Origin of the sequence: Aridibaculum aurantiacum, from assembly GCF_017355875.1 — a bacterium.
GTDB lineage: Bacteria > Bacteroidota > Bacteroidia > Chitinophagales > Chitinophagaceae > Segetibacter > Segetibacter aurantiacus.
This window is the reverse complement of the sequence record NZ_JAFEWC010000001.1, coordinates 1478576-1503071: the sequence shown is the minus strand read 5'-3', so window position 1 is coordinate 1503071 and position 24496 is coordinate 1478576. Positions and strand designations below refer to the sequence as shown.

Sequence of the window (24496 nt, the reverse complement as noted above, 5' to 3'; positions counted from 1 at the left end):
TCAGCTCATAAGCAAAATTTTTGCTTCCGTAAAATATTTTGAAACTGTCTCTTCCTGTTTTTCAGTTTACATTTTTCAGATTTCAGTTTTGCTTATAGTAGTTTTACTCCCTCAATACCAGCGGACTGCATGAAACGCTTCTTCCTGTTAATGATCTTATTGTTGCCTTGTTTTGCTATAGGCCAGGTACTGGTGCAAAATGTACGAGGCATTGTGATAGATAAGGTTACTAAAAAGCCTTTGGCCGGCGCAACAGTCACTACAGGAACCAGCATAAAGGTTTTTGCAATTTCTGACTCTGTGGGTGTTTTCGTTTTAAAGAATGTACCTGTTGGAAGACAGATCATCAATGCCAGTTATGTTGGCTACGCTCCCCATTCAAGTGATAATATCATCATTTCTGCTGCCAAACAAACTGGTATAACTATAGAGTTGGAGGAAGACAAAACTAAAGGTCATGAAGTGATTGTAACAGGCATCAGGAACCCGAAACTCCCGGAGAACCCTTATGCCATTGTTAGCGGCCGATCATTTTCTCCTGAAGAAACACAACGATATGCTGCCAGTGCCAACGATCCCAGTCGGATGGCTTTGGCTTTTCCTGGTGTACAAGCTACCCGCGATACACGCAGCGATATCATCATACGTGGCAACAATCCTATGGGTATGCAATGGCGGATGGAAGGCGTAGATATTCCCAATCCTAATCATTTTGCCCGAAGGGGAAGCAGCGGCGGAGGTATTACCATTTTTAGCCTGAGCATGTTGGCAAATTCAGATTTTCTTACCGGCGCCATGCCTGCAGAATATGGCGATGTGCTAAGTGGCGTATTCGATATGCACCTGCGAAAAGGTAATAATCAAAAAGCTGAACACACGCTAAAAGCAGGCATGATAGGACTTGATTATGCAACAGAAGGTCCTATACAAAAAGGCCGCAGTTCTTACCTTGTCAACTACCGTTATTCTACCTTAGGACTTTTGAATTCATTAGGATTTAATCTTGTTGGCGAAAGAGAAAGCAACACCTTCCAGGATCTTGCTTTCAATATTGCTTTTAATAATAAGAAGAACACATCGCAATGGAACTTCTGGGGCATCGGTGGTATTAGCAAGGAAAATCAACGGGCAGTAGAAAATGTGAATGACTGGAAGCAGTATGATGATTATGCTATTTATGATTTCAGAACTAAAATGGGTGCCCTGGGTATAGGCCACCAACTTACCCTTAATGAACGTTCTTTTGTAAGTACATCTCTTGTGGCTACAGGCCAGCAGGTATTGTTCGCCGATGACACATTAAATCCCCGGCTACAAGCTGCCCGCATCAACGATGAAAACTATAACAACAGCCGCATTTCGTTTACCAGTTCATACAATTATAAATTTGGAGCGGCGGCCAATATGAAAGCAGGCTTTTATGCCAACAACCTGCATTTTTCTTTTCGCCAGCGAAAGTTCGATTTCCTTTTCTGGTCGTATCGCAACATGGTATTAGGCAATGGAAGCACATGGCTGGTGCAACCATACTGGCAGATGAGCCTGAAACCCGGAAGCCGTTTTACCATCAACCCCGGCATCCACATGATGTATTTCGGGTTGAACAAAAAGACCACCATTGATCCCCGGCTTACGGTGCAGTTTAGGCTAAAAAGCAATGAATCTTTCAGTATTGCTTATGGACTGCATAGTAAAATTCTGCCGCTAGGTTCGTATTTCTTTAAAGACAATCCATCCAATCCAAATCCGAATATCAACCTGGATATGATGCGATCACATCATTTTGTAGCAGCTTATGATCATTTGTTCCCTAAAGGATGGCGGTTTCATGCAGAGGCTTATTACCAGCGGTTATTCAAGGTACCGGTAGTGAATGAAGTAAACAGAACTTACTGGCTGCTGAATGACCTGGAAGGATATGCCAAAGAGCAATTGGTAAGTAAAGGAAAAGGTACTAATGTGGGGATTGATCTTTCTGCTGAGAAGTTTTTTTCAAAGGGATTTTTCCTGATCGGATCATTCTCAATTTTCAATTCCACTTACCAGCCGCTGGATGGAAGAACGTATAACACCCGTTTCAATTCAAACACTTCCGGCTCTTTTACAGGCGCAAAAGAATGGAAGCTAAAAAACAACAAGACCTTGCAAGCAGGCTGGAAAATGCTCTACAATGGAGGATTGCCACTTACACCTTTAGCTGCTTTTCCGAGTACTTCACGCGAACCCGTACTTGATGAAACAAGACCTTATACGGAAAAAGTGCCTGCCTACTTCAGAACCGACGGCCGCCTTGCTTTAAGAAAAGAAAAAACCAAAGTGGCGTGGCAGCTGGCACTAGACATTCAAAATGTATTTGGAACAAGAAACATCGATGGACTTGCACGCCGATATGATCCTTCAGTGAACCAGTGGATCTTCAGGCAACAAGCGGGGCTTGTGCCTGTGCTGAGTTATCAGATAGATTTTTAGCATTATTTGGCGTAGCCTAAAATTTTATGCTCCGCCAATGAATGATCCAATTGCAGCGCCTTCTCACATATGTTGATACCTTTTGCTTTTTCTCCTTTCTTTTGGTAAGCCATGCCCATCATGTATAATGCGCGGATGTTATTAGGATCGTGCAGGTACATGTTATAATACCGCTCTGCCGCATGGTCGTATTTCTTACTCTTGTAAAATGCGTGCGCTATCTGCAACTGGATATCAGGATTGTTCGGTTTCCGCTTTAGCACATTCGATAATACCTCTATTCCTTTATCAATATCAAAATTCAAATAAGCCATGCCCAGGTTTTCCAGGTAGTCAAGATCTGCTTTATATCCTTTTTCTGCAGCTACTTCCATATAGGTAACAGCTTCCTTTGGATTATTCAGAACAAACAGCACCAGGCCATATTCGTACAGCAGGTTAGCATCGGAAGGTTGATGAATGAGCGCCTGGCTATAAAAGTTCTGTGCTTTTCTATAATCCGAAAGCTCTACATATACCCTCGCCAGCATGGCCAGCCCTTCATGGTGAACTGGGTTCTTTTTTACCAGCTTGTTCAGTATCTGTTGCGCCAGGTCGTATTCTTCTTCGTAATAATAGGCTTTGCCTAGCAGGTAATACACCGATGCATCATTCGTCTCCTGCACCTTAGATCCATACTCCATCACATCACTCCAATGGTTCAATGCAGCACTGGCCACACATATCTTCATCAGTGCCACTGTGTTTGTTTCATCTTTTTGCAAAACCAGCTTGAATTGTTCTTTTGCAGCAGAATATCTTTTTTGCTCGAGCAACATGCTACCATATTGCAACCGGATAGCTACATCATTGGTAGTGAAAGCTAAAGCCTGTTGGATAGAAAGATTGGCTTCACGGGTTTTACCGGTTTGCTGGTAATGCAGTGCTTTTTGAAGAAAATAGGTACTGCTATCGGCAGTGGCTAAAGAAGTAGTACTGTAGAAGATACAGCATACGAGCAAAAGGCTGAAGAGTCTCATAAGCCTGGTTTTTTAGATATTGGATAAACGCGAAAGGCAACCGCAGCAGCCTTTCACATTTACACATGAAGCTAAAAGCTGCGCTGGTGTTGCATGTTGTCAAAACTTTAATTGCATCCTTCTATTCAAAAAAACTGTCTACACAGCAGCGCCGCCATCATTGATGGTGCAGATCCAATACCCCCATTCCAATACTCAGTATTAACCTTTAACCTTACTGCATGTTTAAGTCCCTCTTCCAAGTAGCAGCCATTGCTCTACTGGCTTCTATTCTTCCTGCAAAAGGATATGCGCAAACGCCCGGCTGCCGGGATCCTTTAGCTAATAATTACAACGCATCTGCTACCGTGAATGATGGCAGTTGTACCTATAACCAAACATCGTACACGCCACCTATAAAAGTTGATCCAATCAGTGCTTTGCTGGAAGAGAACAGCGGCTTGCAGTGGGCGGCAGGTCACTTGTGGACCTTTAATGACGGTGGTGGCGCAGCAGCCATTTACCGTATCGACACATTGAGCAACGCCATCCTGCAAACGGTAAATATTGCTGGCGCAACCAATGTAGATTGGGAGGACATAGCTTTTGATGGTTCGCATTTCTACATAGGCGACTTTGGAAACAATGCCAATGGTGCACGAACCGATCTGAAAATCTACAAGTTTCCTCTGAGCGCAATTCCGGAGCATAACATAAATCCTGTTGTCACCATACCTGCTTCTGAAGTGCAGGTCATCAATTTCATTTACAGCGACCAGCCGCAACCACCAGTGGCAACAGCACCCAATGCTACACCTTTTGATTGTGAGGCTATGATAGTGGATAATGGCATGATCCACCTGTTTACGAAGAACTGGGTTTCGCTCACCAGCACGCATTATGTTATTAGCAGTACGCTACCCGGCACATACATAGCATTACCTCTTGAAACGCTTAATACCGGCTACCTGGTAACCGCGGCAGACAAAGCCGTAGGTGAAGAAATAGTGACATTGATCGGTTATGTGAATGCAGGTACAGCTGCACATTACATGCACATACTGAGCGACTATAGCAGCGGCAACTACTTCAATGGCAACAAAAGAAGGATCGACCTGCCGGATGCGCTTACCATGGGACAGGTAGAAGGTATAACCTTTAGAAATGGCACCTATGGCTATATCAGCAACGAAAAATTCACACGAACATCAGGCCCTTTTACCCTTACCGTAAACCAGAAGCTGCGGTCATTCAACACCTCAGATTTTGTTGCGTCTTATGTTTTACCTGCAGAACTGCACACATTTGCTGTGGCTAATAAAAATAACAGCCACCAACTTACGTGGAAATTTAATGCTCCGGTACAGCAACTTGAAGTACAGGCAAGTCCTGATGGAGTACAGTTTTCACAGCTACAAAAGCTGGCAACTGCTACAACCGGCAGCCTGTTGCACAAACCAGAATTTCCAATTAACTACTATCGCTTAGCCTGGAAGAATACCGACCAATCTGCAAACTATTCAAAAACAGTGGTAGCACGCAGGGAAAAAGAAAATTCATTTAACAATATTGCCATTACTAAAAATGGAGAAATAAGTTTCACCAATACGACTTCCAGTGCTGTCTCTTTCTCTTTCAAAATTGTTACGGCAGATGGAAAAGTAGTGGCTGAAGTTCCTGTACGCAGCTACTCTCCCGGCAGAAACAGGCTGCAAATAAAAGCTGCCATGCCACTATCTGGTGTAGTTGCATTAACTATAACTACTGACAGGCAGGCGGCAACACAGATGATATTTTTACAATAACAAGAAGTACAAAGGATGGCGATCAGGCATTAACCTGTTCGCCATTTTTTTGCTCATTGTAGAGCCAGTTACATAAAACCTGCATTACTGGTTTGAACAGAACATGCAGCGGCCTATCCTACTGCCTCACTTATTCATAATCTGTTTATATTACACCCACTATTTTTACTGTATGAAAAAAGTGTTTGCAGCGGCGCTGGTGGTTTTAGGTACAATGGCAGTTTTCACTTCGTGTAAAAAGGAAACCGAAGAATTGGATGCCGCCCAACTAGAAGAATATTTTCCCATAAAGCAAGGAAACGTGTGGATCTATAGAATAGACTCTATTCTTCTCGCGCCTTTTGGAGCAGCGCTGGTGGAAAGATCTTATCAACTACGCGATTCGGTAGTAAGCACTTTTAGCGACAACCAGGGACGTCCTTCTTATATCATTTACAGGTCAATTCGAGATACCGCTGCCACCAAACCATGGTGGACCGGTGGAACTATTTATGCTACCGTTACTGACCGTTGGGTGGAGTATGTAGAGAATAATCTTCGATATGTAAAACTTTCTAAACCTATAAAAGAAGGCTACTCCTGGTATGGCCATGCTTTCATAGATACGCACGACAACAGTGACTATAAATATTTGGATAAAAAGAATGGCTGGGACTATACATATGAAAAATTGGGTGAGCCTTTCACTGTTTTGAACAAGACTTACGATAGTACACTAACCGTAGCACAAAACGACGAGGTTTCTCCGGCGGGACCATTCGATCCTAACCATTTCAAACAACGCCTTTTTGGAAAAGAAGTTTATGCAAAAGGCATCGGCCTCATCTACAAAGAATTTCTTTTTTGGACATGGCAGCCTAATCCTAATGGTCATTACGAGGATAATAGCTTTGGCATCAGGCTAAGACTTATCAGCCACCGGTAATTCTTGCCAATCATATCTGCCTTTCCCACGTAACTTTATAAGATCATTACAAACTTATGAAGGGAATAGTAGCTGTTGTTATTTGTGTCTTCTTGTTAGTAGAGCTGAATGCACAATATCCTAAACACATCATCCAATTACGCGACAAGGGCAGCAACACCTTTTCATTAGCCAATCCCAATGCTTTTCTTTCAGCCAGGGCCATTGAACGTCGCAACCGCTACAACATAGCCATTGATAGCTTTGACCTTCCTCTTACGCAGCGATACCTTGATAGTATTCGCCTTTCTGGAAACGTCACCATTCTCAGCACTTCAAAATGGCTGAACCAGGTGCTGGTTCAAACAACTGACCAGGCAGCTTTACAAAAAATTTCAAAACTACCTTTTGTCGTGTCATCGCAGGGTGTAGGTTTTCGTAATGCAGCAGAGCCATCTGGAAAAATAGAGACAGAAGTAAGTAATATCAGGCAACGCAACAGGAATACAGCTGCACGAACCGCAGCCAATGCTTTAGACTATGGCAATAGCTACAACCAAATTCATATACACGAAGGTGAATACCTGCACAACAAAGGATTCACCGGGAGCAACATGCATATAGCAGTACTTGATGCCGGCTTCTACCGTTATAAAAGTGTAACTGCTTTCGACAGCATCAGGCTGAATGGACAGGTGCTGGGAGAAAAGGATTTTGTAGCTTTTGATAACAGCGTAAACGAGGATGATACGCATGGTATGTATTGCCTGAGCATTATGGCAGCTAACTGGCCGGGACGTATGGTAGGCACTGCACCTAAAGCAAGCTACTGGCTTATCCGCACCGAGAATGTATTTTATGAACTACCTATAGAAGAGCACAATTGGGTAGCCGGAGCTGAATTTGCTGATAGTGCCGGTGCCGACATGATCTCCTCTTCGCTTGGATATTACGATTTTGATAATCCTGCTTTTGATCATACGTATGCTGATTTTTACCGGAATGCTACAATGGTTAGCCGCGGGGCAACTATGGCCGCAAAAAAAGGAATGATAGTAATGAACAGCGCCGGCAACGAGGGCAACAGGGCTTGGAAGTATATGGGCTTTCCTGCTGATGCAGACAGTGTATGTGCTGTTGGTGCCATTGACACATTGGGCAATATTGCTGGCTTTAGCAGCTATGGCTACCCTGGCAAAGTAAAACCAAATATTGTATCAGTTGGTTGGAATACGGTCATTGCAGGTTTAGGAAATCAGCCGGTGACAGGCAACGGCACCTCGTATGCTAATCCTAATGCGGCTGGACTGGTAGCATGCTTGTGGCAGGCATTTCCTATGTTCAACAACATGAAAATACTGGACGCGGTGTACCGCAGTTCCGACAGGTACAACAATCCTGATGACCGGTATGGCTATGGCATTCCTAACTTTAGAAAAGCATATGAGATGCTGGAAAAGGAAGCTTCCGGGCTTCTGAATTTTGATAAGGATTGGTGGCTGGTGGCTCCTAATCCTTTTCGTGATAACCTTGTTATCTACATCAAACCTCCTGAGAATGGTAAAATAACATTGCGCCTGGTAGATGCAGCAGGAAGAATAGTTCAAACAAAATCTATAGAAGGAACTATCAACCAGGTGATGACCGAAAGTTTTACTACGTCTTCGTCAATGCCTGCGGGAATATATTTTATTCAATACATCAGCAGCACACAAAAGCAGGTAAAGAAGCTTGTAAAGTATTAGCAGGATTATGCTGGAGCAACAAACAAAGCTGCAAACATAGAATCTGCATATTCATCATAACCTTTTAGTAGCTCCTTTTTTGCCAGCTGCAGTGGCGTATGCTTTAGTATCCAATCTACCACATCTTCATTTTCCTGTTGTAAAACCGAACAGGTGATATAGAGGAAATAACCTCCTGCAGCAACGTGTTGAGCAGCATTAACAGCTATCTTTTTCTGCAGCTCGCTGTAGTGTTTTATTTTATCCGTACTAAAATAATAAAGTTGCTCTGGTGTTCTTCCCCATGTGCCGCTACCACTGCAAGGCGCATCGCAGATCACCAGGTTGAACAACTGTTTACCCAGTGCCTTTTTTACTGCAGCCTCATTGGTTACATCAACTACCAGGTGGTTATAATTCCTGATGCCACTTTCCCTAAACCGCGCTACAAGATTTTTAATAATAGAATCGCGAACATCTGTTACCAGCAGCTTTTGCACTTGCAAAAGGTCGTAAGCCATAATGGCCTTGCCTCCACTTGCTGCACAACAATCCCAAACAGTGCCAGCACCAACCGGCAGCTTCATCATATTGCCAACACGTTGCGAACTCAGGTCTTGCACCACGTACTCTTTATGCAGCGTTAGTACATCCTCTAATCGTGTGTTGTTGGTGAACGAAAAGATGTTTTCAGCAGGTTGCTCATAAGCTATATTTGCAGCATCAAGTTTTGCTTGCACTGCTTTCGTCTTACCTGGCCTTGTTCTTATAAACAGCTTTGGCTGCCTGAGGTGCGACAAACTAAAAGCGGTAAGTTTCAAACCTTCAGAAACAGGATGAAAAGGGAATATATCTTCTACAGCAAACATGGGGTATTGCTGCTTTACCTGCTCCAGCCTTGCTTCCATATTATCATGAAGTTGCCATCCTGCAGGAAACAAAACCTTCCATTCATCAGCAGCAGATAAGTATAGTGCAATGGTTATTCTTTCTGCAGCGGCCAATTCTTTCACAGCATGGCCTAACCTGAAATAGGCATAGCACAGATGGCTGATAGATCTTCGATCTTTAGAACCATATTTTTTATTGGCAGCGAAATATCCTTTAAGAAAATGATGCAGGGGCACAGCGCCATCATATGCTTCAAGAATAGCGGTAGCCGATTGCAAATGTTGGGAAGCGAATTTCATTGACCAGCAAATGTAATAGAAGCGTCACAGGAAAGACTGTAGATGACCAACTACTTGCGGAGGATCTTTATCTCTACCCGCCTGTTCATGATCCTGTCATCTTCATTTTGCTCCACCTTCACCAGTGGGTATTGCCTTGCCAGCCCTTTGAAGCTGACCCGGCTTTGAGCTATGCCTTTTTGTAACAGGTAATCATATACAGCTTTGGCCCTGCTGGTAGAAAGATTATGTATTCCCGTTACTATATCCAATGCATCCGTTTCATCTTCAGTACAACATACATGGCCCTGTATCTCTATTTCCAGTGTAGGGATCTTTTGCATTGCCTCAGCCAGGTCTTGCAGCGCAGGATAGGCATTTTCTAAAAACACATTTCTGCCTGGGTGAAAATTGATATTCTTCAACACAATATGCTCACCCGCCTTTGTTGCTTTATCCTGTATATCCTCTACTAATCTTTCACTGCGTTGTTGTTTTACTACAGGCTCTTCTCTCTTTACCGGCTCTGTTCCTTTTGCTATGGGTTGCTGTGGTATGGTAGGTTGCGCTTTGTTTGCTGTTGGTGCAGGTACTGCAGCTTCTGCTGTGCTTGAAGTAGCATTCATATTCGGACGCTCAGTTATGGTAGCTTGCCTGGCTGCAATTTCTTTATCAATATCTGTAGGCTTATAATTGTTCATCAAAACAACCCTGCGGTTAAGCTGCATCGAGAGATCATCTTTGCCATCGCTGATCAATCGCCTTGCACCACAACCCATCACTACGCTTATTCTTCCGGCATTCACGCCCCTGCTTTCAAGATAATCCCGTACTGCCCTTGCACGCTGTAGCGACAGCCATTCATTGTATTCATCGGTGCCTACCTGGTCGGTATGACCGAAGATGCCAAGCGACTGCAGCTTATTACCAGCTACCAATTTATTTAACTCTGCTCGTGCTTCACCAGTAAGAGAGGTACTATTAAAATTGAAATATACGATACCTGTTGTTTGCGCCTTTGCTATGGTTGCAGTAAGCATCATTACCACCAAAAGAATTCTCACCTGCATTCTTTGTTATTTATAGCAAGTAACGAAAAGAAGGTAAAAAGTAAAAATGAAATGTAGTAGCTGTTATGTCTGAAACCCTTACCAGTAGTAGATCCTACTGATATTGGTTGCTACTTCCTTATAGCATCACTTCTGCTTCAAAAACTGCAACAGGTGTTTCATAAACAATGGCAACGTTTGTATATGCGGTATATGGCTAACTCCCTGTAGTTCTACCAGGCGTGCATTTGTGAATGCTGCCTTTGCTTTTTTACCTAATGAAGGATAATGTCCATATTGTTTCTTCTGCGCTTCTGTCAATAGGTTATTACCCACGACCGTCCTATCCTCCTGCCCAAGTAACAGCAGCGTTGGCGCCTTTACATATTTAAAATGATGCACCACCGGCTGGTCATATATCATCTGGTAAGTAAGTGCATTCACCACCGCATTCTGTGCTTTATCACCATGCTCATATGCATCCGCCTGGGCTTTAGCATATTGCTCATACTCCGGCTTCCAAACAGGATAATAGGTCTGCTGGTACTTCTTTATGGATTCGTACGTAGCCTTGCGTTCGTTCTCCACCAACTTGTGCAATGGTTGATAAGGTACAAACAGGCTATAGTCTTCCAATCCTATCGGGTTTTCGAGCACCAGTTTTTTTACCATTGTGGGAAACATGATAGCAAACCTGATAGCCAGCATCCCACCCATGGAATGACCTACTACATTCACTTGTTTAACACCCAGAGAATCCAGTAAACGCCTGGTGTTATCAGCCAACATAGAAAAACTGTATTGCACTACCGGCTTGTCTGACCTGCCCCAGCCGATTTGGTCTGGCACCACTACCCTATAACCTGCATTTACCAAACCTGCTATCACATCTTTCCAATAGTAGCCATTAAAATTCTTACCATGCAACAACAGGATTACTTCTCCATTGGCAGCTGTACTTGGCACATCCATATAAGCCATGCGATAAATAGAATCTTGCACCTGTACATTATGATGATGGATAGGATAAGGATATTGAACTTGCTGCGCAAACACAGGAAAAGTGATGATTGCACACAACAGCGGCAGGAGTAATTTTTTCATTTATGCTTTTCGCTATAGGGCATAAAAATGCTGCCAATAAATTTCTACCAAATTCATTTTACAAAATATATCACAGCCATGAAAGAAATGAAACCAACAAAGGATACGATCACCAGGAGTAGTATTCCAGATACATTCCTTTCGCCTAAAACCCGTAGTACATAAGGCTTTTGCAAAGGCTGAGACCATTTATGGTGGTAGTGTTCAAACACAACATCCTTAGTTATGATAGCAAGTTCTTTCATTTGGGCTGTCAGTATACGGTGATACTTCTTATCAGCAAGTTTTCCGTACCTATCGTATCGTACGCTTCCATCTCCTACATCATATAAAGCAATGTCATGCTTCAGCGCCTGTACGCCTTTATTGAATACAAACATTGCAGAGTCATCTTTTGCCTCAGTTGCAAACTGGTAAACGCCCAACAATGCATAGATATGCCCGTCAAGAATATATGGAGTATGCATGGCTGTATCAGCCAGCTCCTCAAACCACCAGCCTTCTTCTGTTTTATAAGTAAATCCTCCGTTCTGTATAGGTAAATAAAAACCACCAAGCAGTTTCCTTGCGTGCTGCAGGTAAGATGTATCACCATACATTTTGTATGCGCCGGTAAACACCTGGATAGCTATTCCTGATGTCATTCCTGAAGTATAGGGCACTCCTACCGACTTATACCATGGCTGTTGCCAATCAAAAACATATAAAGCAAAGTTGTCTTTACAGGTATACGATTTAATTAGCCTGTCAACACATGCTTTGAAGAAAGCAGCAACGGAAGTGTCGCCAACTTGCAACTGTTGCAGGTATTGCAAAGCATAATTACCTATGATGGTTGGGTTGTATTGTTTGCCAGGTATAATGCCGTTTTCACCTTTGTACATCACATAAGGCACGCCCTGTTCATCTATATATTCAGGTGCGTGATCAGGCACTGCATCACCTTTGGCAGCATACAGCACCTGCCTTACATATTGCTCATAAACATCTCCCTGTTTATTGGTAAAAACAATGGCAATGCCGATGCTTAATAGAAAAACTACAAGAACTATTAGCAGGTTGCGCGGTCGATGTATGGGAAACATCCTCTTCATTAAGGAAAGTAAAGGTGTTGGTCTTCTACTTTTAGTACAATGATAGAAATCATAATAAACCTGCCCTTGTACTGCGCGCTACACCATTTCAAATGATTTTCTATTGGTAAAACGAGCAGTTATGGCAGTTATCCATATGTTTTGCACATGTTGCACATGAAAATTTTCCTTAGGCAAAAAGTGTTTTAGGTGTTTTATATCTTTAATTCAGCAGCCAGTACTGCGGTATTATTTTTTATATGCACTTCTACTACATTACATATGCATTGGTTACGTACCTTAATGCTTTGTAAGCATCCATGTTCGGAAGTAAAATAGAAGGATGTGCATGTTTATTTATTAACTATTAAATTTTAAAAAGTATGGCAAAAGCAGCCAAAAAAGCAGCGACGAAAGCAGCACCAAAAAAGGCCGCAACGAAAACTGCAACACCAGCCCCTAAAAAAGCAGCCGCAAAAGCTGCCGCCCCTGCAAAAAAAGCAGCTACCAAAGCTGCCGCTCCTGCTAAGAAAGCAGCTACTAAAACAGCTACAAAAGGCGCAGCAAAAAAACCAGCAAGAAAAGCCAATCCAGCTTTCATGGCACCGCTTCAACCAAGCCAACCACTTGCTGATGTTATTGGTAGCAAACCATTGCCAAGAACAGAGATCATCAAAAAAATATGGGAATACATTAAAAAGAATGGATTACAAGATCAGAAGAACAAGCGTATGATCAATGCTGACGACAAGACCAAAGGATTGTTTGGCAAAAAGCAGATCTCTATGTTCGACCTGGCTAAGATTGTAAATGACAACGTTCAGAAATAATTGCATCGCCCTGGTGCATTAATTCATGACGCTATATAGGTAAAGCTGGCAGTGGAAACATGCCGGCTTTTCTTTTTTATATAAAGCTGTATCTACCAATCCCTCTCGCAATTCCTGTTCTTTTGGATGGTTCATTTCCTGCTTAGCAACGCTCCTACGGGTTTAGCATTTTTACACCCACCTGCTGAAACCCGCGCCACTACTGCTTTTCATCAGCTATTGTCTATAAGCCATATCAAAAAAAGATGATTTTGGGAAGGCCTATATATGTAAAAAATCAGCTGAATGATTTTGGGTAATTGATGCCTGTCACGCTTGCCGGCAGATGATATATTTACTTTTGTTTTATTAATTCATTCCCTCAACAAAAGTTATGAAAAGGTCATTTTACAAATACGTAAAGGGTATATTCTGCTCTTTCCTGCGCATATCAGGCAATGACGATTCGTACTACCTGGTTACTTATAACTACTTAGGTGGAATAAGGAATTGTAGGATAAAAAAAGATGCTATAGGCAGCTGGGAAATTGAGAATGATGCCACTGAAAATTCTCCCTACCAGTTTACTTCTGAATTGATAGGCACGATAGAAAGGAATGAAACCTACAATTGTTTTGATAGTTGATTTGTAAAAAGAAGAGGCAACAAAAAAAGGTGGACAATGTCCACCTTCTAGTTTATAAGAACAATTTTATTCGCCTATTTTACTTGCTATTCCTACTTCCTCCACTACTTCGGCTACTTCTGTTGCACTCATGTTGGCATTGCGCATACTAATGCTACGAGCTGCGGCTGCGGCAAATTCTTCAAATGCTTTTTTAGTTATCGCATCGTCTCCCATCATAATAGGAACGCCCTGGTCGCCACCTTCACGTATGGATTGCACCAATGGTATCTGCCCAAGGAAAGGGATATCATATTCTTCAGCCAGTCTCTTTCCGCCTTCTTTACCAAATATGTAGTAGCGGTTCTCCGGCAACTCAGCTGGCGTGAAGTAGCTCATATTTTCAATGATGCCAATGATAGGCACTTTCAATTGTGCCTGGCCAAACATAGCAATACCTTTTTTAGCGTCGGCCAGCGCTACATCCTGAGGAGTTGTTACAACCACCACGCCCGTTACAGGCACTGTTTGTACCAGCGTAAGATGTATATCACCTGTACCCGGTGGCATGTCTATTACAAGGTAATCCAGCTCATCCCACAACACATCGGTAACAAACTGGCGTATAGCGCTACTAGCCATTGGACCACGCCATACTACAGCGTTCTTCTCATCAACCAATAGTCCGATGCTCAGCAACTTTATACCATATCGCTCCAAAGGAACAATCATGCCTTTACCATCAACCTCTTTCATCATAGGACGTTCGCCACGCACACCAAACATGATAGGAACACTCGGCCCATAAATATCAGCATCCATCAATCCTACCTTGGCGCCACCGTGGCTTAGTGCCAAAGCAAGATTAGCTGCTACAGTGCTTTTACCTACACCACCTTTACCGCTCACCACCGCAATGATGTTGCGCACCTTTGGCAATACAGCTTCACCTTCTTTTCGCTTTGTAGTTGTATTGCTGGTAAAGTTTACCTGTACGGTTGCCTCTTTATTTACCAGTAGTTTCACTGCATTGATACATGCATTTTTTATCATGTCTTTTAGCGGGCATGCTGGTGTGGTTAGCACCACGGTAAACGACACATAATTCCCTTCTATCACTATATCCTTCACCATATTTAGTGTCACAAGGTCTTTACCAAGATCAGGTTCCTGCACGTTGCTCAGCGCCTTCAATATATCATCTGTTGTCATCACAAAAGTTTTTGTTAAAAGAAAATACAGGGGGCAAAGTTAGCCATTGAGTAACTTACTTTGTTTGAATGCCATTGGTAATTGTTAAGATGTGGAGAGATGGATATTTTCTCAATGGCTACAGGTTAAATTTGCTTACCACCGTCTTTACTAATTCATAATTGATATATGAGGTTTTAGTAAAATAACAGCCGGGATCAACCTAATGAAGAAACTTTTACGATACCTACTCATCCTCGCTTTTTTTGCACCCATAAAAATGTTTGCACAATTTGAAGCTGTACAGGACAGTGTTGTTCAGCTGTACGGAGTGGTGATGACAGCAGATAGTTTACGTGCACTTCCATCGGTAAGCGTGGTCGTAAAAGGCACACATCGTGGTACGATGACAAACGAGCAAGGTGTTTTTTCTATCGTTGTTTTAAAAGGTGATGAAGTAGAATTTACCAGTGTTGGTTTTAAACCGCAGGCTATAAAAATTCCCAACAGGATAGAAAGCAACCAGTACAGTGTTATTCAATTGCTGGTAACAGATACCGCTTTTCTACCGGCTACCATATTACGTCCTCGTCCTACCCGTGCGCAATTTGAACGTGATTTTGTGAATACACGCATACCTGATGATAAGTACGAAATAGCACGACAAAATACTGAAGAAGCCAAGCGACGTATACTTGCCAGTGGCATGCCTACAGATGGCAGGGAAGCAACTAACCAGACGTTGCGCCAGGTTTCAAACCGCACCTATTATGCAGGCCAAACGCCTCCGATGAACATCATGAATCCGTTTGCATGGAACGAATTCATCAAAGCCTGGAAGAGGGGTGATTTTAAAAAGAAGTAAGCTGGCTGTGGCCTGTTTGCCAATTAGTCTATAGCAATTTCATCTTATATAATTAGGGAATAACGCTGTCCGTTTTTCAATACATTCCTTCTCACGCTATAGTCGCTAAAAGAACACATTACAGGTATCCATTATCATGATCTATATGATCATGGTTCTATATTCTATCTGCCTTACATTTGCCGCCACTTTCTACCGATTCTAAATACTTGTTTATGAAAAAAATTGCTGTTATTGGTGCTGGTACCATGGGAAATGGAATAGCGCATGTGTTTGCTCAAAATGATTTCCAGGTAAATCTTATTGATGTATCGCAGGAACAACTGGATAAAGCACTTGCGACCATTGGTAAGAACATGGATCGCCAGGTGGCCAAAGGTTCCCTAACTGAAGCCGCAAAGCAAAAGGCGCTTTCTAATCTTACTACCAATACAACAATTGCAGATGGGGTAAAAGATGCTGAATTGGTAGTGGAAGCAGCCACAGAGAATATAGACCTCAAGCTTAAGATATTTCATCAACTGGACGAAGCGGCACCTGCGTCCTGCATTCTTGCCACTAATACATCCTCCATCTCTATTACCAAAATAGCTGCAGCTACCAAACGACCAGAGTTGGTAATTGGAATGCACTTCATGAACCCGGTGCCTGTAATGAAGTTGGTAGAGATAATAAATGGCTATGCTACCAAACGAGAGGTGACTGATAGTATAGTAGAATTAAGTAAAACATTAGGCAAAGTTCCTTGCGTAGTTAATGATTATCCTGGCTTTATAGCTAACAGGATATTGATGCCAATGATCAATGAAGCCATCTACAGCCTGTATGAAGGTGTGGCAGGCGTACAGGAAATAGATACGGTTATGAAACTTGGTATGGCTCATCCTATGGGACCGCTACAGCTAGCTGACTTTATAGGTTTAGATGTTTGCCTTAGCATCTTAAATGTTCTTTACCAGGGTTTTGGCAACCAGAAATATGCACCATGTCCACTCCTTGTGAATATGGTGACTGCAGGCTTTAAAGGTGTTAAATCAGGTGAAGGATTCTATACTTATACACCTGGTAGTAAAGACTTAATTGTAAGCAGTCGCTTTAAGTAAAGCTTTAATTAAAGTTTAATTCCATACAATATTTAGCCGTTTTTTTCATTCTATATTAGCGGGCTCAATTGCGCGCCCTCAACCTTAAAAAACATTCAATGAAAAACCTGGCTGTAGCCTTTGCTGCCATGTTCATGGTATGCATTACCTATGGACAAAAAACGCAGATTGACAGCCTTGGCCAATTACTTACTAAAACAAGTACCGACACTTCAAAAGGTCGTCTACTATTACAAATTGCTTCGCATTGGAATAGATTAGATCCGGACTCTGCTTATGCATACACAGAACTTGCAGAGAATTTATTTTCTAAAGCTAAATATTCAAGGGGCCTTGCCGACGTGTTTACGACACAAGCAAGGATTAAGGTAAACATCAACCAGATTCCTACTGGGTTATCATTATATAATAAGGCGCTCGATCTACATAAGCAAAACAATAATCCTTCAGGGATTGCCACGGTTTTGAATGGTATAGGAGTAGCCTTTGGGGTGCAGGAAAATTATTCGAAAGCACTTTCTAATTTTTTACAAGCTCTAAAAATATACGAGGAAGAAAAAGATGACGCAGGAATGGCAAGTAGTTACCTGCGCATAGGTACAGTTTACACCCGCACAAATAACCTGGACGAGGCTATGAAATTCTACAACAAAGCCTTAGTACTTGCTGAGAAAAACCAGGATAAAAGAAATATATCGGGCCTTTACAATAATATCGGCTCAATATATGGTCAAAAAAATCAATTAATTCTTTCGAGGCAGGCATTGCTAAAATCGAAGCAGATAGCAGAACAAGCAGGCATTTGGCCAGTAGCTGCTGAGGCATATTTAAACCTAGGAAATGTTTACCGGGAACTAAAGAAAAAAGATTCCGCTGTCGCGCATTTTGCAATAGCAGAAAAACATTTTATTCAATTTAAAAATTACGAGCAACTTTCACGAACCTATTCAGGTTGGGCAAAGTTGCACATGCAATACAATGAGTGGAATAAGGCTACACCACTTATTCACCAGAGTATTGCAATAGCGAAGCAAGTTAATAGTCCGTCACTTGAGGCCGAAGCATATGAATACCTTATTCAGGTAGCCAAAGAAAAAAATGATTATAAAGAAAGTGCTAATTTATACCAAAAGCTGGTAGCACTTAAAGACAGTATTCATGCTTCTGAAAAAACAGAAACATTGGAAAGATTGCGTGTAGAATACCAGCAGGAAAAAGATGAATTACTGATAAAGCAATTGAAATCTGACAATGAAGAAAAAACCCGCCAACGAAATATTCTACTAGTTCTTTCTGCAATAGGAATGCTGCTACTGCTTTCACTTGTAATAAGCTTTGGGTTAATTTATAATAAGAATATTCAATTGCAGCGCAGGAAACAAGAACTGGTGGAGCTGAATAATATGAAGGATAAATTCCTCTCTGTGCTTAGCCACGATCTTCGATCACCCATCGGGAATATTCTACAATTACTCCAGGTAGTATACCCAGATGAATCAAATGGTGAACACAAAGTGTTATTCGACAGGTTGAAACTTACCACTGGCTCAGTATTAGAAACGATGGATAATATGCTGGCCTGGGGTAAAAATCATTTTACACAGGGCACCGTTGAAAAACAACCGGTGAATATGCAGGAGGTAATTACACGGGTTTGCAGGTTTTTAAAACAAACTGCTGACAACAAACAGATTTCTATCAAGAATAATATTTCTTCACCTGTAGTGGTGATAGCTGATGAGAACCAAATTGAGTTTGTAATGCGAAACCTTATCAGCAATGCGGTTAAATTCTCCCATGAATTTAGTGCGGTGGAGGTATATACCACCACCAGCGACAACATGGTCCATATTCATGTGAAAGATTATGGCACTGGCATCCATAAAGTGCAACAAACAAAACTTTTTAACCTGCACGCAAGAGAAAGCACGAAAGGAACTGCCGGAGAAACTGGTTCTGGATTAGGCCTGGTTCTATGTAGTGAATTTGTAGAATTGCACAAAGGCAGCCTGAACGTAATAAGTGAAAAAGGTGAGGGAACTGAATTCATTGTTTCGCTGCCTAATAATGCATAAGTGACCAATTAAACTTTAATTGCAGCAACTTCGACTGCATGTAATTCTTTCAATTTAAATAAAACCTCTTGCAATCTTGCTTTTGGTATTCCAATAGTTAATGAGCAAAATAATTGTTGCTCCTGCCCTTTTACTTCACATCCAAATTGTTTTACAATCATCATTACATCATTCAGGCGTGTATAGTCGAATTGTAAAGAATAATCAACTAATACCTGCTTTTGGATAATTGGCGTTAGTTGTAATGCAAGTGCAGAGGCCGTTTTATAAGCATTGATCAACCCGGGAACACCTAATAAAGTACCACCAAAATAACGTACAACCACAACCAATGTATTGGTTAATTGCTTGCTGTCTATCTGTCCAAGAATAGGTTTGCCAGCAGAACCAGATGGTTCTCCATCATCACTCACCCTGAAATTATTTGCATCCAAACCAAGCCTGTATCCAAAGCAATGATGCACTGCTTTTGGATGTTCCTTTTTTAACTGTTGCAAATGTTTTTTAAAATCATCTGCAGATTGTATGGGAAATGCGTAAGCCAGGAAGCTACTTCCACGGTCTTTGAATTCCGCGTAAGAAGGTTTTTCTATTGTACTATAAAAAGAAAGTTCACTCATAATGTTGTTCCAAAAGCAATAAAATAAATAGCGAGGATAGAAACAGCAATGCCTGCTACATTTATAGCACTTAATCGTTCTTTAAAAACTATTGATGCTACCAAACTACCGAAAAGAATGATACCTAAATTATTTAAAGGTATAGCTGCACTGCTCGGCCACGGACTGATCTTTAAAAATTGAATAAGGCACCAGATGCTGAAATAATTTGGAACACCTATAAGTATACCTGCAAGTATAGTTTTAGGCGATAAAACTTGCTTACCGCGTATTACCTGTAATAATAATGTTGCTAAACCAATAGAAGCAGCGGATGCAAAAGCTGTTACCAAAAAAGCATCTTGATTAACCTCGTTGAGATAAGTTGTCTCTACGTATTTGATCATGGTATCGAGCAAGCCACTACCAGCAAATACCACTAAAGGCAGCAGGTATAACAGGAAATGCTGAGCAGTATTTTTTCGTTCTGTTTGCCTGTTGGGCCAGCAGGTAAAGATCACTGCCACTAATACCAACACTATTCCTAACCACTGAATATTGCTTAGGCTTTCGTTGTACAGGTAAATGCTAAATACAACAGGAATAATAAGTGAAAGCTTATTGGCTACCGAAGCAACTGCCACATTAATTCTTTGGGTGGTGATCCCAATAAGATTGAACAGAATAATGAAAACGGTTCCCATACCACAAGCCCACCAAAACCAGCCAGAACTATAAGCTACATTATCTATAGGAAATGCACCATGCACAAATGAGCCAGTGATCACGCAGGTAATGTAATTAAAAACAATAGCCTGGAACAGGTCAAGACCTAGTCGCTGCAACATCTTAAAAGCAAGAATAAGATATGCTGAGAGTATAATGCTTCCGGCTAAAAACAACATGCTATCGTTCCTTCTGTTTATAGTATGATATCAAATCTGTATCCAGTTGTTTAGTAGCAAAAAGTGATGCTGAATGTAAAGCGGGGGCAGCAATACCTTCTGCATATAGCAGCGTGTTACGAATGACTATGGCTTCATCCCACAGTTGCGCATCAATGAAAAATTGTAAAGTTTTGGCACCGCCTTCTATTAATATACTTTGAAGCTGCAGCGCCACGCAAGCTTCTACTATTTGCGCAGGCACTGGTTTTTCTTTTTGCAGTACATAATATTCTACGTTCGCTACACCTGCAGGTGCACTATAAGTAAATATTACTGTACGCTGCGACCCATCAAACAAATGCAAGTGTTGCGGTAATTTATTATGCAGGTCAATGATCAACCTAACAGGTGAGGCACCCGGCGCATGCCTTACATTCAGTTGCGGATCATCTTGAAGAGCTGTATTGGTGCCTGCAAGTATAGCCATGTTACTGCTGCGCAATTGGTGCACAAACCTGTTGCTATAGGCATTGCTGATAAGTAACCGTTCTGCAGGATTACCTATTACACCATTGGCAGTCTGTGCCCACTTCAGCGTAATGTATGGCCGCTTTTGCTGGTGAAATGTAAAGAACCGCTTATTCAGTGCAATGCATTCTTCTTCCAGTACATTCATCACCACTTCTACCCCAGCCTGCTGCAATATTTCAATGCCTTTACCATCTACTGCATAAAAAGGATCACGGCATCCCACCACTACTTTACGTATACCAGAAGTGATTACAAGATCAGCGCATGGCGGTGTTTTGCCATAATGCGCACAAGGCTCCAATGAAACATATAATGTAGAGAGCGGAATAAGGTGCTTATCTGCAACAGCTACAGCATTTATACAATTAACTTCTGCATGTGCTTTGCCATATTGTTGGTGATATCCTTCACCTATGATCCTGCCGTTATGAACCAGCACGCTACCTACCATAGGATTGGGTGCAACGAAGCCTTCGCCAAGCGCGGCAAGTTGCAGGCATCTATGCATGTATAACTGGTGTGGGTTCATGAGTGGGAGCGCAAAAGTAACTGAAAAATGTACTAGCATTGCAAGGTGACCATACAGCAGGCATACCAACAAGTACTTTTACAACTGTTCGATGTTTGTGACGATCGTGAAGCGGCAAATATTGCCAATATGGTCATTGAACATTTTACAGGACAAAAGAAGATTGACCGCATAATAAACAAAGACCTCCCAGTTACCACAGAACAGCAACGGGCTTTAGAAACAGCAGGTCAACAACTTGCCAGGCACAAGCCGGTACAGTATGTTCTAAATGAAGCATGGTTCTACGGAATCCATTTTTATGTAAATGAGAATGTACTAATACCCCGTCCTGAAACTGAAGAACTAGTGGAATGGGTGGTACAAGACATGCAAAAGCAACATTCAGCCATCTCCATCTTAGACGTGGGAACAGGTAGTGGATGTATACCTATTGCGCTAAAGAAGCAGCTACCAGGTGCCACCATTGCTGCAGTAGATGTATCTGCTGAAGCCCTGCAAGTGGCAAAGCAGAATGCAGCCAGCAATGAAGCTGATATAGATTTTCACCAGTTGAATATCCTGGATACGGATGAATGGAAACAGCTACAGGTATATGATGCTATTGTAAGCAACCCGCCCTACATCAAGGCAAATGAGCAAGAACAGATGAACCAAAATGTGCTGGCCTATGAGCCGCACCTGGCGCTATTCGTTCCAGATGATAATGCGTTGATATTTTATGAAGCCATTGCTGAATTTGGAAAACAACACCTGCAGGAAAAAGGAAGATTGTACTTCGAAATAAATGAACAATTAGGCGAACAAGTAGTGCAGTTGCTGCAAGCAAAAGGCTATAAAGATGTGGTGCTTAAAAAAGATATGCAGGGAAAGGACCGGATGGTGAGGTGTGAGAAGTGAATGGTGAGTAGTGAGTGGTGAATTGTGAGGAGTGAGTACTGAATTGTGAATAGGGAATAATGATTAAAAACCTTTAGATGAAGTTCCGGCTGAATAAAAACTTACATGCCATTGACCATAGATGGAGATTAGTTTACAATAGGCAATTCACTATTGACCACTGCCCACTGACTATTCACCAACTACTTCCAACCTCTAACACCTAACATCTAACATACTACCTCCTAACCTCCTACTGCCCGGCATTATCAACCGCCATTACAGGTGTTGCGCCCAGCTTTTTAATGATCTGCATTACTTTGATAGCTGTTCCTAAATGAGATGTGCTGTCGCCATTGATAACTACGGATGGCTTGTCTGTTTCTTTAGAAAGATATGCTTGTAATTCTGCCTCAAGTGATTGTATAGGCACCTGCTTTTGACCAAGGAACAAACGTTGTTCTTTGTCTACCGTTACTACTACTGTTTGCTTCGCTTTTGTATCGCTCTTTGCTTTAGGATTAGATACTTTGATAACGTTGGGATTGGCAAGCGTGGACACGATCAGGAAGAATAACAACAGGATAAACAATATATCGTTCAGTGCACCGGTGTGCATCTCTGGATGTGTTCTTAATCTGCTACGTATGTTCATATCGTTGTTCCTTTTTTGTTGTGAGAACTTTTGGTACCTGTTCTCCTGTTGCAGGTTATTCTGCTGTTGCCCCTGCTCATCTTTCAACCTGCTGTACAAGTGTGCGACGCAACGGAAGCATCATTACTAACTACAGCCGGCTACCAAATCTTCTTCGTACTTCTAACCTGGTACTTCAAATTTTCTTTACCTGGTTGGCTCTTGCAGTATGTCTATAAACTCGGCGCTTGCCGCTTCCATTTTGTTAGCCGTTTTATCTATTTGCGTACTCAGGAAGTTATGTCCCATATAAGCAATCAAACCAATGATAAGACCTGTAGCTGACGTGATCATCTTGGTGTAGATACCACCAGCAATTGTGCTTAAGGTATACTCACCTGTACTCGAAATTCCATAGAACAATTGCACCATACCAATGATGGTTCCAAGGAAACCGAACATAGGAGCAATACCAGCAATAAGCGATAAGATATTCAGGTTGCGCTCCATGTTGTACATTTCAAGCTTGCCTACATTCTCCATACTTTTCTCAATGGCGTCAATAGGTTTTCCTATACGCTGAATGCCTTTGTCAATCATTTTGGCAACAGGGTTAGGTGTATTCTTAGCAAGCGTACGTGCAGCAGTTACATTACCCATCATGATATTGTCGCGGATCATACTCATGAAGTTCCCTTCTATTTTACTCGCTTTGCGAATAGCAATAAAACGTTCGAAGAAGAAAAAGATGGTTGCCACAAACAAGGCGTACAGCGGGTACATGATCCATCCACCTCTGTCGAGCAGGCTCCACAACGAAATCGATTCGGCTACTGGTTGAGCTGCTACGTTGTTTACGGTGTCTGCCATTACCTAGCCGCCAGCTTGCAAAAAGATCAACATCATTATTGGTAAAAATTAAAATGGGTGTAAAAGTAAGAATTGACAATAGTGGTAACAGCGATAACTTGTACACATGTGTGAATGCAAATAAACATGCAGAAGACATTCAGCTGCTGCACCTGCTGTTAAAGTTTTGCTGTAATCAACTCTCCCTGTTTACCTCTTCTATTGAGAATGCAGGCAGGCAAATGCTCCAGTATTCGCAAGGCTCATCAAAAGGATTACTATAGCGAACTCTTGCGCCTTTTTTTACCAGTATACTTTGGCCTGCTTCTACGGTTACTTTCAAACCATCTACCTCTACAGATTTGCGGCCACTGCTTACCAATGTCCATTCGTCGAATGTAGTCGATTGGTGTGGCTCGCTCCAATGTGGCGGCGCTACCATATGAGCTATGCTAATGTTTTGCTGGTTGGTGGCTACACGGCCAAAATGCTCTTCTATAAGTTTTCCATCGGTTGTTGGTACTATAAAGGGTTTATTCTGCAGAAAATAGTTCATATGTTGTTTAGATTATTAAGTGTTGGATTGAAGACTTGTTTTATCGACTAAGTGATTGGCTACTGCCAG

At 41.9% G+C, this 24496-nt stretch carries 23 protein-coding genes; 10 read left to right on the top strand and 13 right to left on the bottom strand.

The window, feature by feature from the left end; translation table 11 throughout:
- Nucleotides 1–129: 129 nt before the first annotated feature.
- Nucleotides 130–2469, top strand: a complete 2340-nt coding sequence (locus J4N22_RS06220; RefSeq protein ID WP_207492893.1) for a TonB-dependent receptor — start codon at nucleotides 130–132, stop codon at nucleotides 2467–2469.
- Between the two features lie 2 nt (nucleotides 2470–2471).
- Here the strand turns inward: J4N22_RS06220 and J4N22_RS06215 are convergent, their stop codons facing one another.
- A complete protein-coding gene (locus tag J4N22_RS06215; RefSeq protein ID WP_207492891.1) occupies nucleotides 2472–3488 on the bottom strand; it encodes a tetratricopeptide repeat protein in 1017 nt (338 codons plus the stop codon).
- A gap of 221 nt (nucleotides 3489–3709) precedes the next feature.
- Between J4N22_RS06215 and J4N22_RS06210 the strand changes: the two genes are divergently transcribed.
- The 3 genes from J4N22_RS06210 (at nucleotide 3710) to J4N22_RS06200 (ending at nucleotide 7921) form a co-directional block, all read left to right on the top strand.
- Nucleotides 3710–5272: a hypothetical protein gene (locus J4N22_RS06210; RefSeq protein WP_207492889.1), complete on the top strand. Its 1563-nt coding sequence runs from the start codon at nucleotides 3710–3712 to the stop codon at nucleotides 5270–5272.
- 172 nt (nucleotides 5273–5444) lie between these two features.
- Nucleotides 5445–6197, top strand: a complete 753-nt coding sequence (locus J4N22_RS06205) for a hypothetical protein (protein ID WP_207492887.1) — start codon at nucleotides 5445–5447, stop codon at nucleotides 6195–6197.
- A gap of 56 nt (nucleotides 6198–6253) precedes the next feature.
- Entirely contained in the window at nucleotides 6254–7921 is a 1668-nt protein-coding gene (locus J4N22_RS06200; protein ID WP_207492885.1) for a S8 family peptidase, read from the top strand.
- 5 nt (nucleotides 7922–7926) lie between these two features.
- Here J4N22_RS06200 and J4N22_RS06195 read toward each other — a convergent pair whose 3' ends face one another.
- From J4N22_RS06195 to J4N22_RS19910, 5 genes are all read right to left on the bottom strand, one after another.
- Nucleotides 7927–9090 (bottom strand): RsmB/NOP family class I SAM-dependent RNA methyltransferase, encoded by a 1164-nt coding sequence (locus J4N22_RS06195; protein WP_207492883.1) that lies wholly within the window; start codon nucleotides 9088–9090, stop codon nucleotides 7927–7929.
- Nucleotides 9091–9140: 50 nt separating this feature from the next.
- Complete coding sequence (locus tag J4N22_RS06190; protein WP_207492880.1) at nucleotides 9141–10139, bottom strand: OmpA family protein; 999 nt, start codon at nucleotides 10137–10139, stop codon at nucleotides 9141–9143.
- A gap of 126 nt (nucleotides 10140–10265) precedes the next feature.
- Nucleotides 10266–11222, bottom strand: a complete 957-nt coding sequence (locus J4N22_RS06185) for an alpha/beta hydrolase (protein ID WP_207492878.1) — start codon at nucleotides 11220–11222, stop codon at nucleotides 10266–10268.
- A 53-nt stretch (nucleotides 11223–11275) separates the two neighbouring features.
- Nucleotides 11276–12316, bottom strand: coding sequence for a D-glucuronyl C5-epimerase family protein (locus J4N22_RS06180; protein ID WP_207492876.1), 1041 nt, complete (start codon nucleotides 12314–12316; stop codon nucleotides 11276–11278).
- Nucleotides 12317–12662: 346 nt separating this feature from the next.
- Nucleotides 12663–12884, bottom strand: coding sequence for a hypothetical protein (locus tag J4N22_RS19910; RefSeq protein WP_242692074.1), 222 nt, complete (start codon nucleotides 12882–12884; stop codon nucleotides 12663–12665).
- Nucleotides 12885–12894: 10 nt separating this feature from the next.
- On the opposite strand from J4N22_RS19910, the gene J4N22_RS19905 reads away from it, so the two are divergent.
- Both J4N22_RS19905 and J4N22_RS06170 read left to right on the top strand, forming a co-directional pair.
- Nucleotides 12895–13125, top strand: a complete 231-nt coding sequence (locus J4N22_RS19905) for an SWIB/MDM2 domain-containing protein (RefSeq protein WP_242692073.1) — start codon at nucleotides 12895–12897, stop codon at nucleotides 13123–13125.
- Between the two features lie 373 nt (nucleotides 13126–13498).
- On the top strand, nucleotides 13499–13750 hold the full coding sequence (locus tag J4N22_RS06170; RefSeq protein WP_207492872.1) for a hypothetical protein: 252 nt from the start codon (nucleotides 13499–13501) through the stop codon (nucleotides 13748–13750).
- Between the two features lie 66 nt (nucleotides 13751–13816).
- Here the strand turns inward: J4N22_RS06170 and J4N22_RS06165 are convergent, their stop codons facing one another.
- A complete protein-coding gene (locus J4N22_RS06165; RefSeq protein ID WP_207492870.1) occupies nucleotides 13817–14941 on the bottom strand; it encodes an Mrp/NBP35 family ATP-binding protein in 1125 nt (374 codons plus the stop codon).
- A 205-nt stretch (nucleotides 14942–15146) separates the two neighbouring features.
- Between J4N22_RS06165 and J4N22_RS06160 the strand changes: the two genes are divergently transcribed.
- The 3 genes from J4N22_RS06160 (at nucleotide 15147) to J4N22_RS06150 (ending at nucleotide 18963) form a co-directional block, all read left to right on the top strand.
- Complete coding sequence (locus tag J4N22_RS06160) at nucleotides 15147–15785, top strand: carboxypeptidase-like regulatory domain-containing protein (RefSeq protein WP_207492868.1); 639 nt, start codon at nucleotides 15147–15149, stop codon at nucleotides 15783–15785.
- A 215-nt stretch (nucleotides 15786–16000) separates the two neighbouring features.
- A complete protein-coding gene (locus J4N22_RS06155; RefSeq protein ID WP_207492866.1) occupies nucleotides 16001–16888 on the top strand; it encodes a 3-hydroxyacyl-CoA dehydrogenase family protein in 888 nt (295 codons plus the stop codon).
- A gap of 98 nt (nucleotides 16889–16986) precedes the next feature.
- On the top strand, nucleotides 16987–18963 hold the full coding sequence (locus tag J4N22_RS06150; protein WP_207492864.1) for a tetratricopeptide repeat-containing sensor histidine kinase: 1977 nt from the start codon (nucleotides 16987–16989) through the stop codon (nucleotides 18961–18963).
- Nucleotides 18964–18971: 8 nt separating this feature from the next.
- Here J4N22_RS06150 and J4N22_RS06145 read toward each other — a convergent pair whose 3' ends face one another.
- The 3 genes from J4N22_RS06145 to ribD are packed head-to-tail and all read right to left on the bottom strand — an operon-like array spanning nucleotide 18972 to nucleotide 21509.
- Complete coding sequence (locus J4N22_RS06145) at nucleotides 18972–19583, bottom strand: IMPACT family protein (RefSeq protein ID WP_207492862.1); 612 nt, start codon at nucleotides 19581–19583, stop codon at nucleotides 18972–18974.
- Nucleotides 19580–20467, bottom strand: coding sequence for an EamA family transporter (locus J4N22_RS06140; RefSeq protein WP_207492860.1), 888 nt, complete (start codon nucleotides 20465–20467; stop codon nucleotides 19580–19582). Before J4N22_RS06140 ends, J4N22_RS06145 begins: the two co-directional genes overlap by 4 nt.
- Nucleotide 20468: 1 nt before the next feature.
- Complete coding sequence (ribD, locus tag J4N22_RS06135; RefSeq protein ID WP_207492858.1) at nucleotides 20469–21509, bottom strand: bifunctional diaminohydroxyphosphoribosylaminopyrimidine deaminase/5-amino-6-(5-phosphoribosylamino)uracil reductase RibD; 1041 nt, start codon at nucleotides 21507–21509, stop codon at nucleotides 20469–20471.
- 45 nt (nucleotides 21510–21554) lie between these two features.
- Here ribD and prmC point away from each other — a divergent pair, with 45 nt between their 5' ends.
- Entirely contained in the window at nucleotides 21555–22409 is an 855-nt protein-coding gene (prmC, locus tag J4N22_RS06130) for a peptide chain release factor N(5)-glutamine methyltransferase (RefSeq protein WP_207492856.1), read from the top strand.
- Nucleotides 22410–22641: 232 nt separating this feature from the next.
- On the opposite strand, the gene J4N22_RS06125 is transcribed toward prmC, so the two are convergent.
- The 3 genes from J4N22_RS06125 to J4N22_RS06115 form a co-directional block, all read right to left on the bottom strand.
- Nucleotides 22642–23043 (bottom strand): ExbD/TolR family protein, encoded by a 402-nt coding sequence (locus J4N22_RS06125; RefSeq protein WP_207492854.1) that lies wholly within the window; start codon nucleotides 23041–23043, stop codon nucleotides 22642–22644.
- 186 nt (nucleotides 23044–23229) lie between these two features.
- Entirely contained in the window at nucleotides 23230–23892 is a 663-nt protein-coding gene (locus J4N22_RS06120; protein ID WP_207492852.1) for a MotA/TolQ/ExbB proton channel family protein, read from the bottom strand.
- A 175-nt stretch (nucleotides 23893–24067) separates the two neighbouring features.
- A complete protein-coding gene (locus tag J4N22_RS06115; protein WP_207492850.1) occupies nucleotides 24068–24427 on the bottom strand; it encodes a cupin domain-containing protein in 360 nt (119 codons plus the stop codon).
- Between the last annotated feature and the right edge of the window lie 69 nt (nucleotides 24428–24496).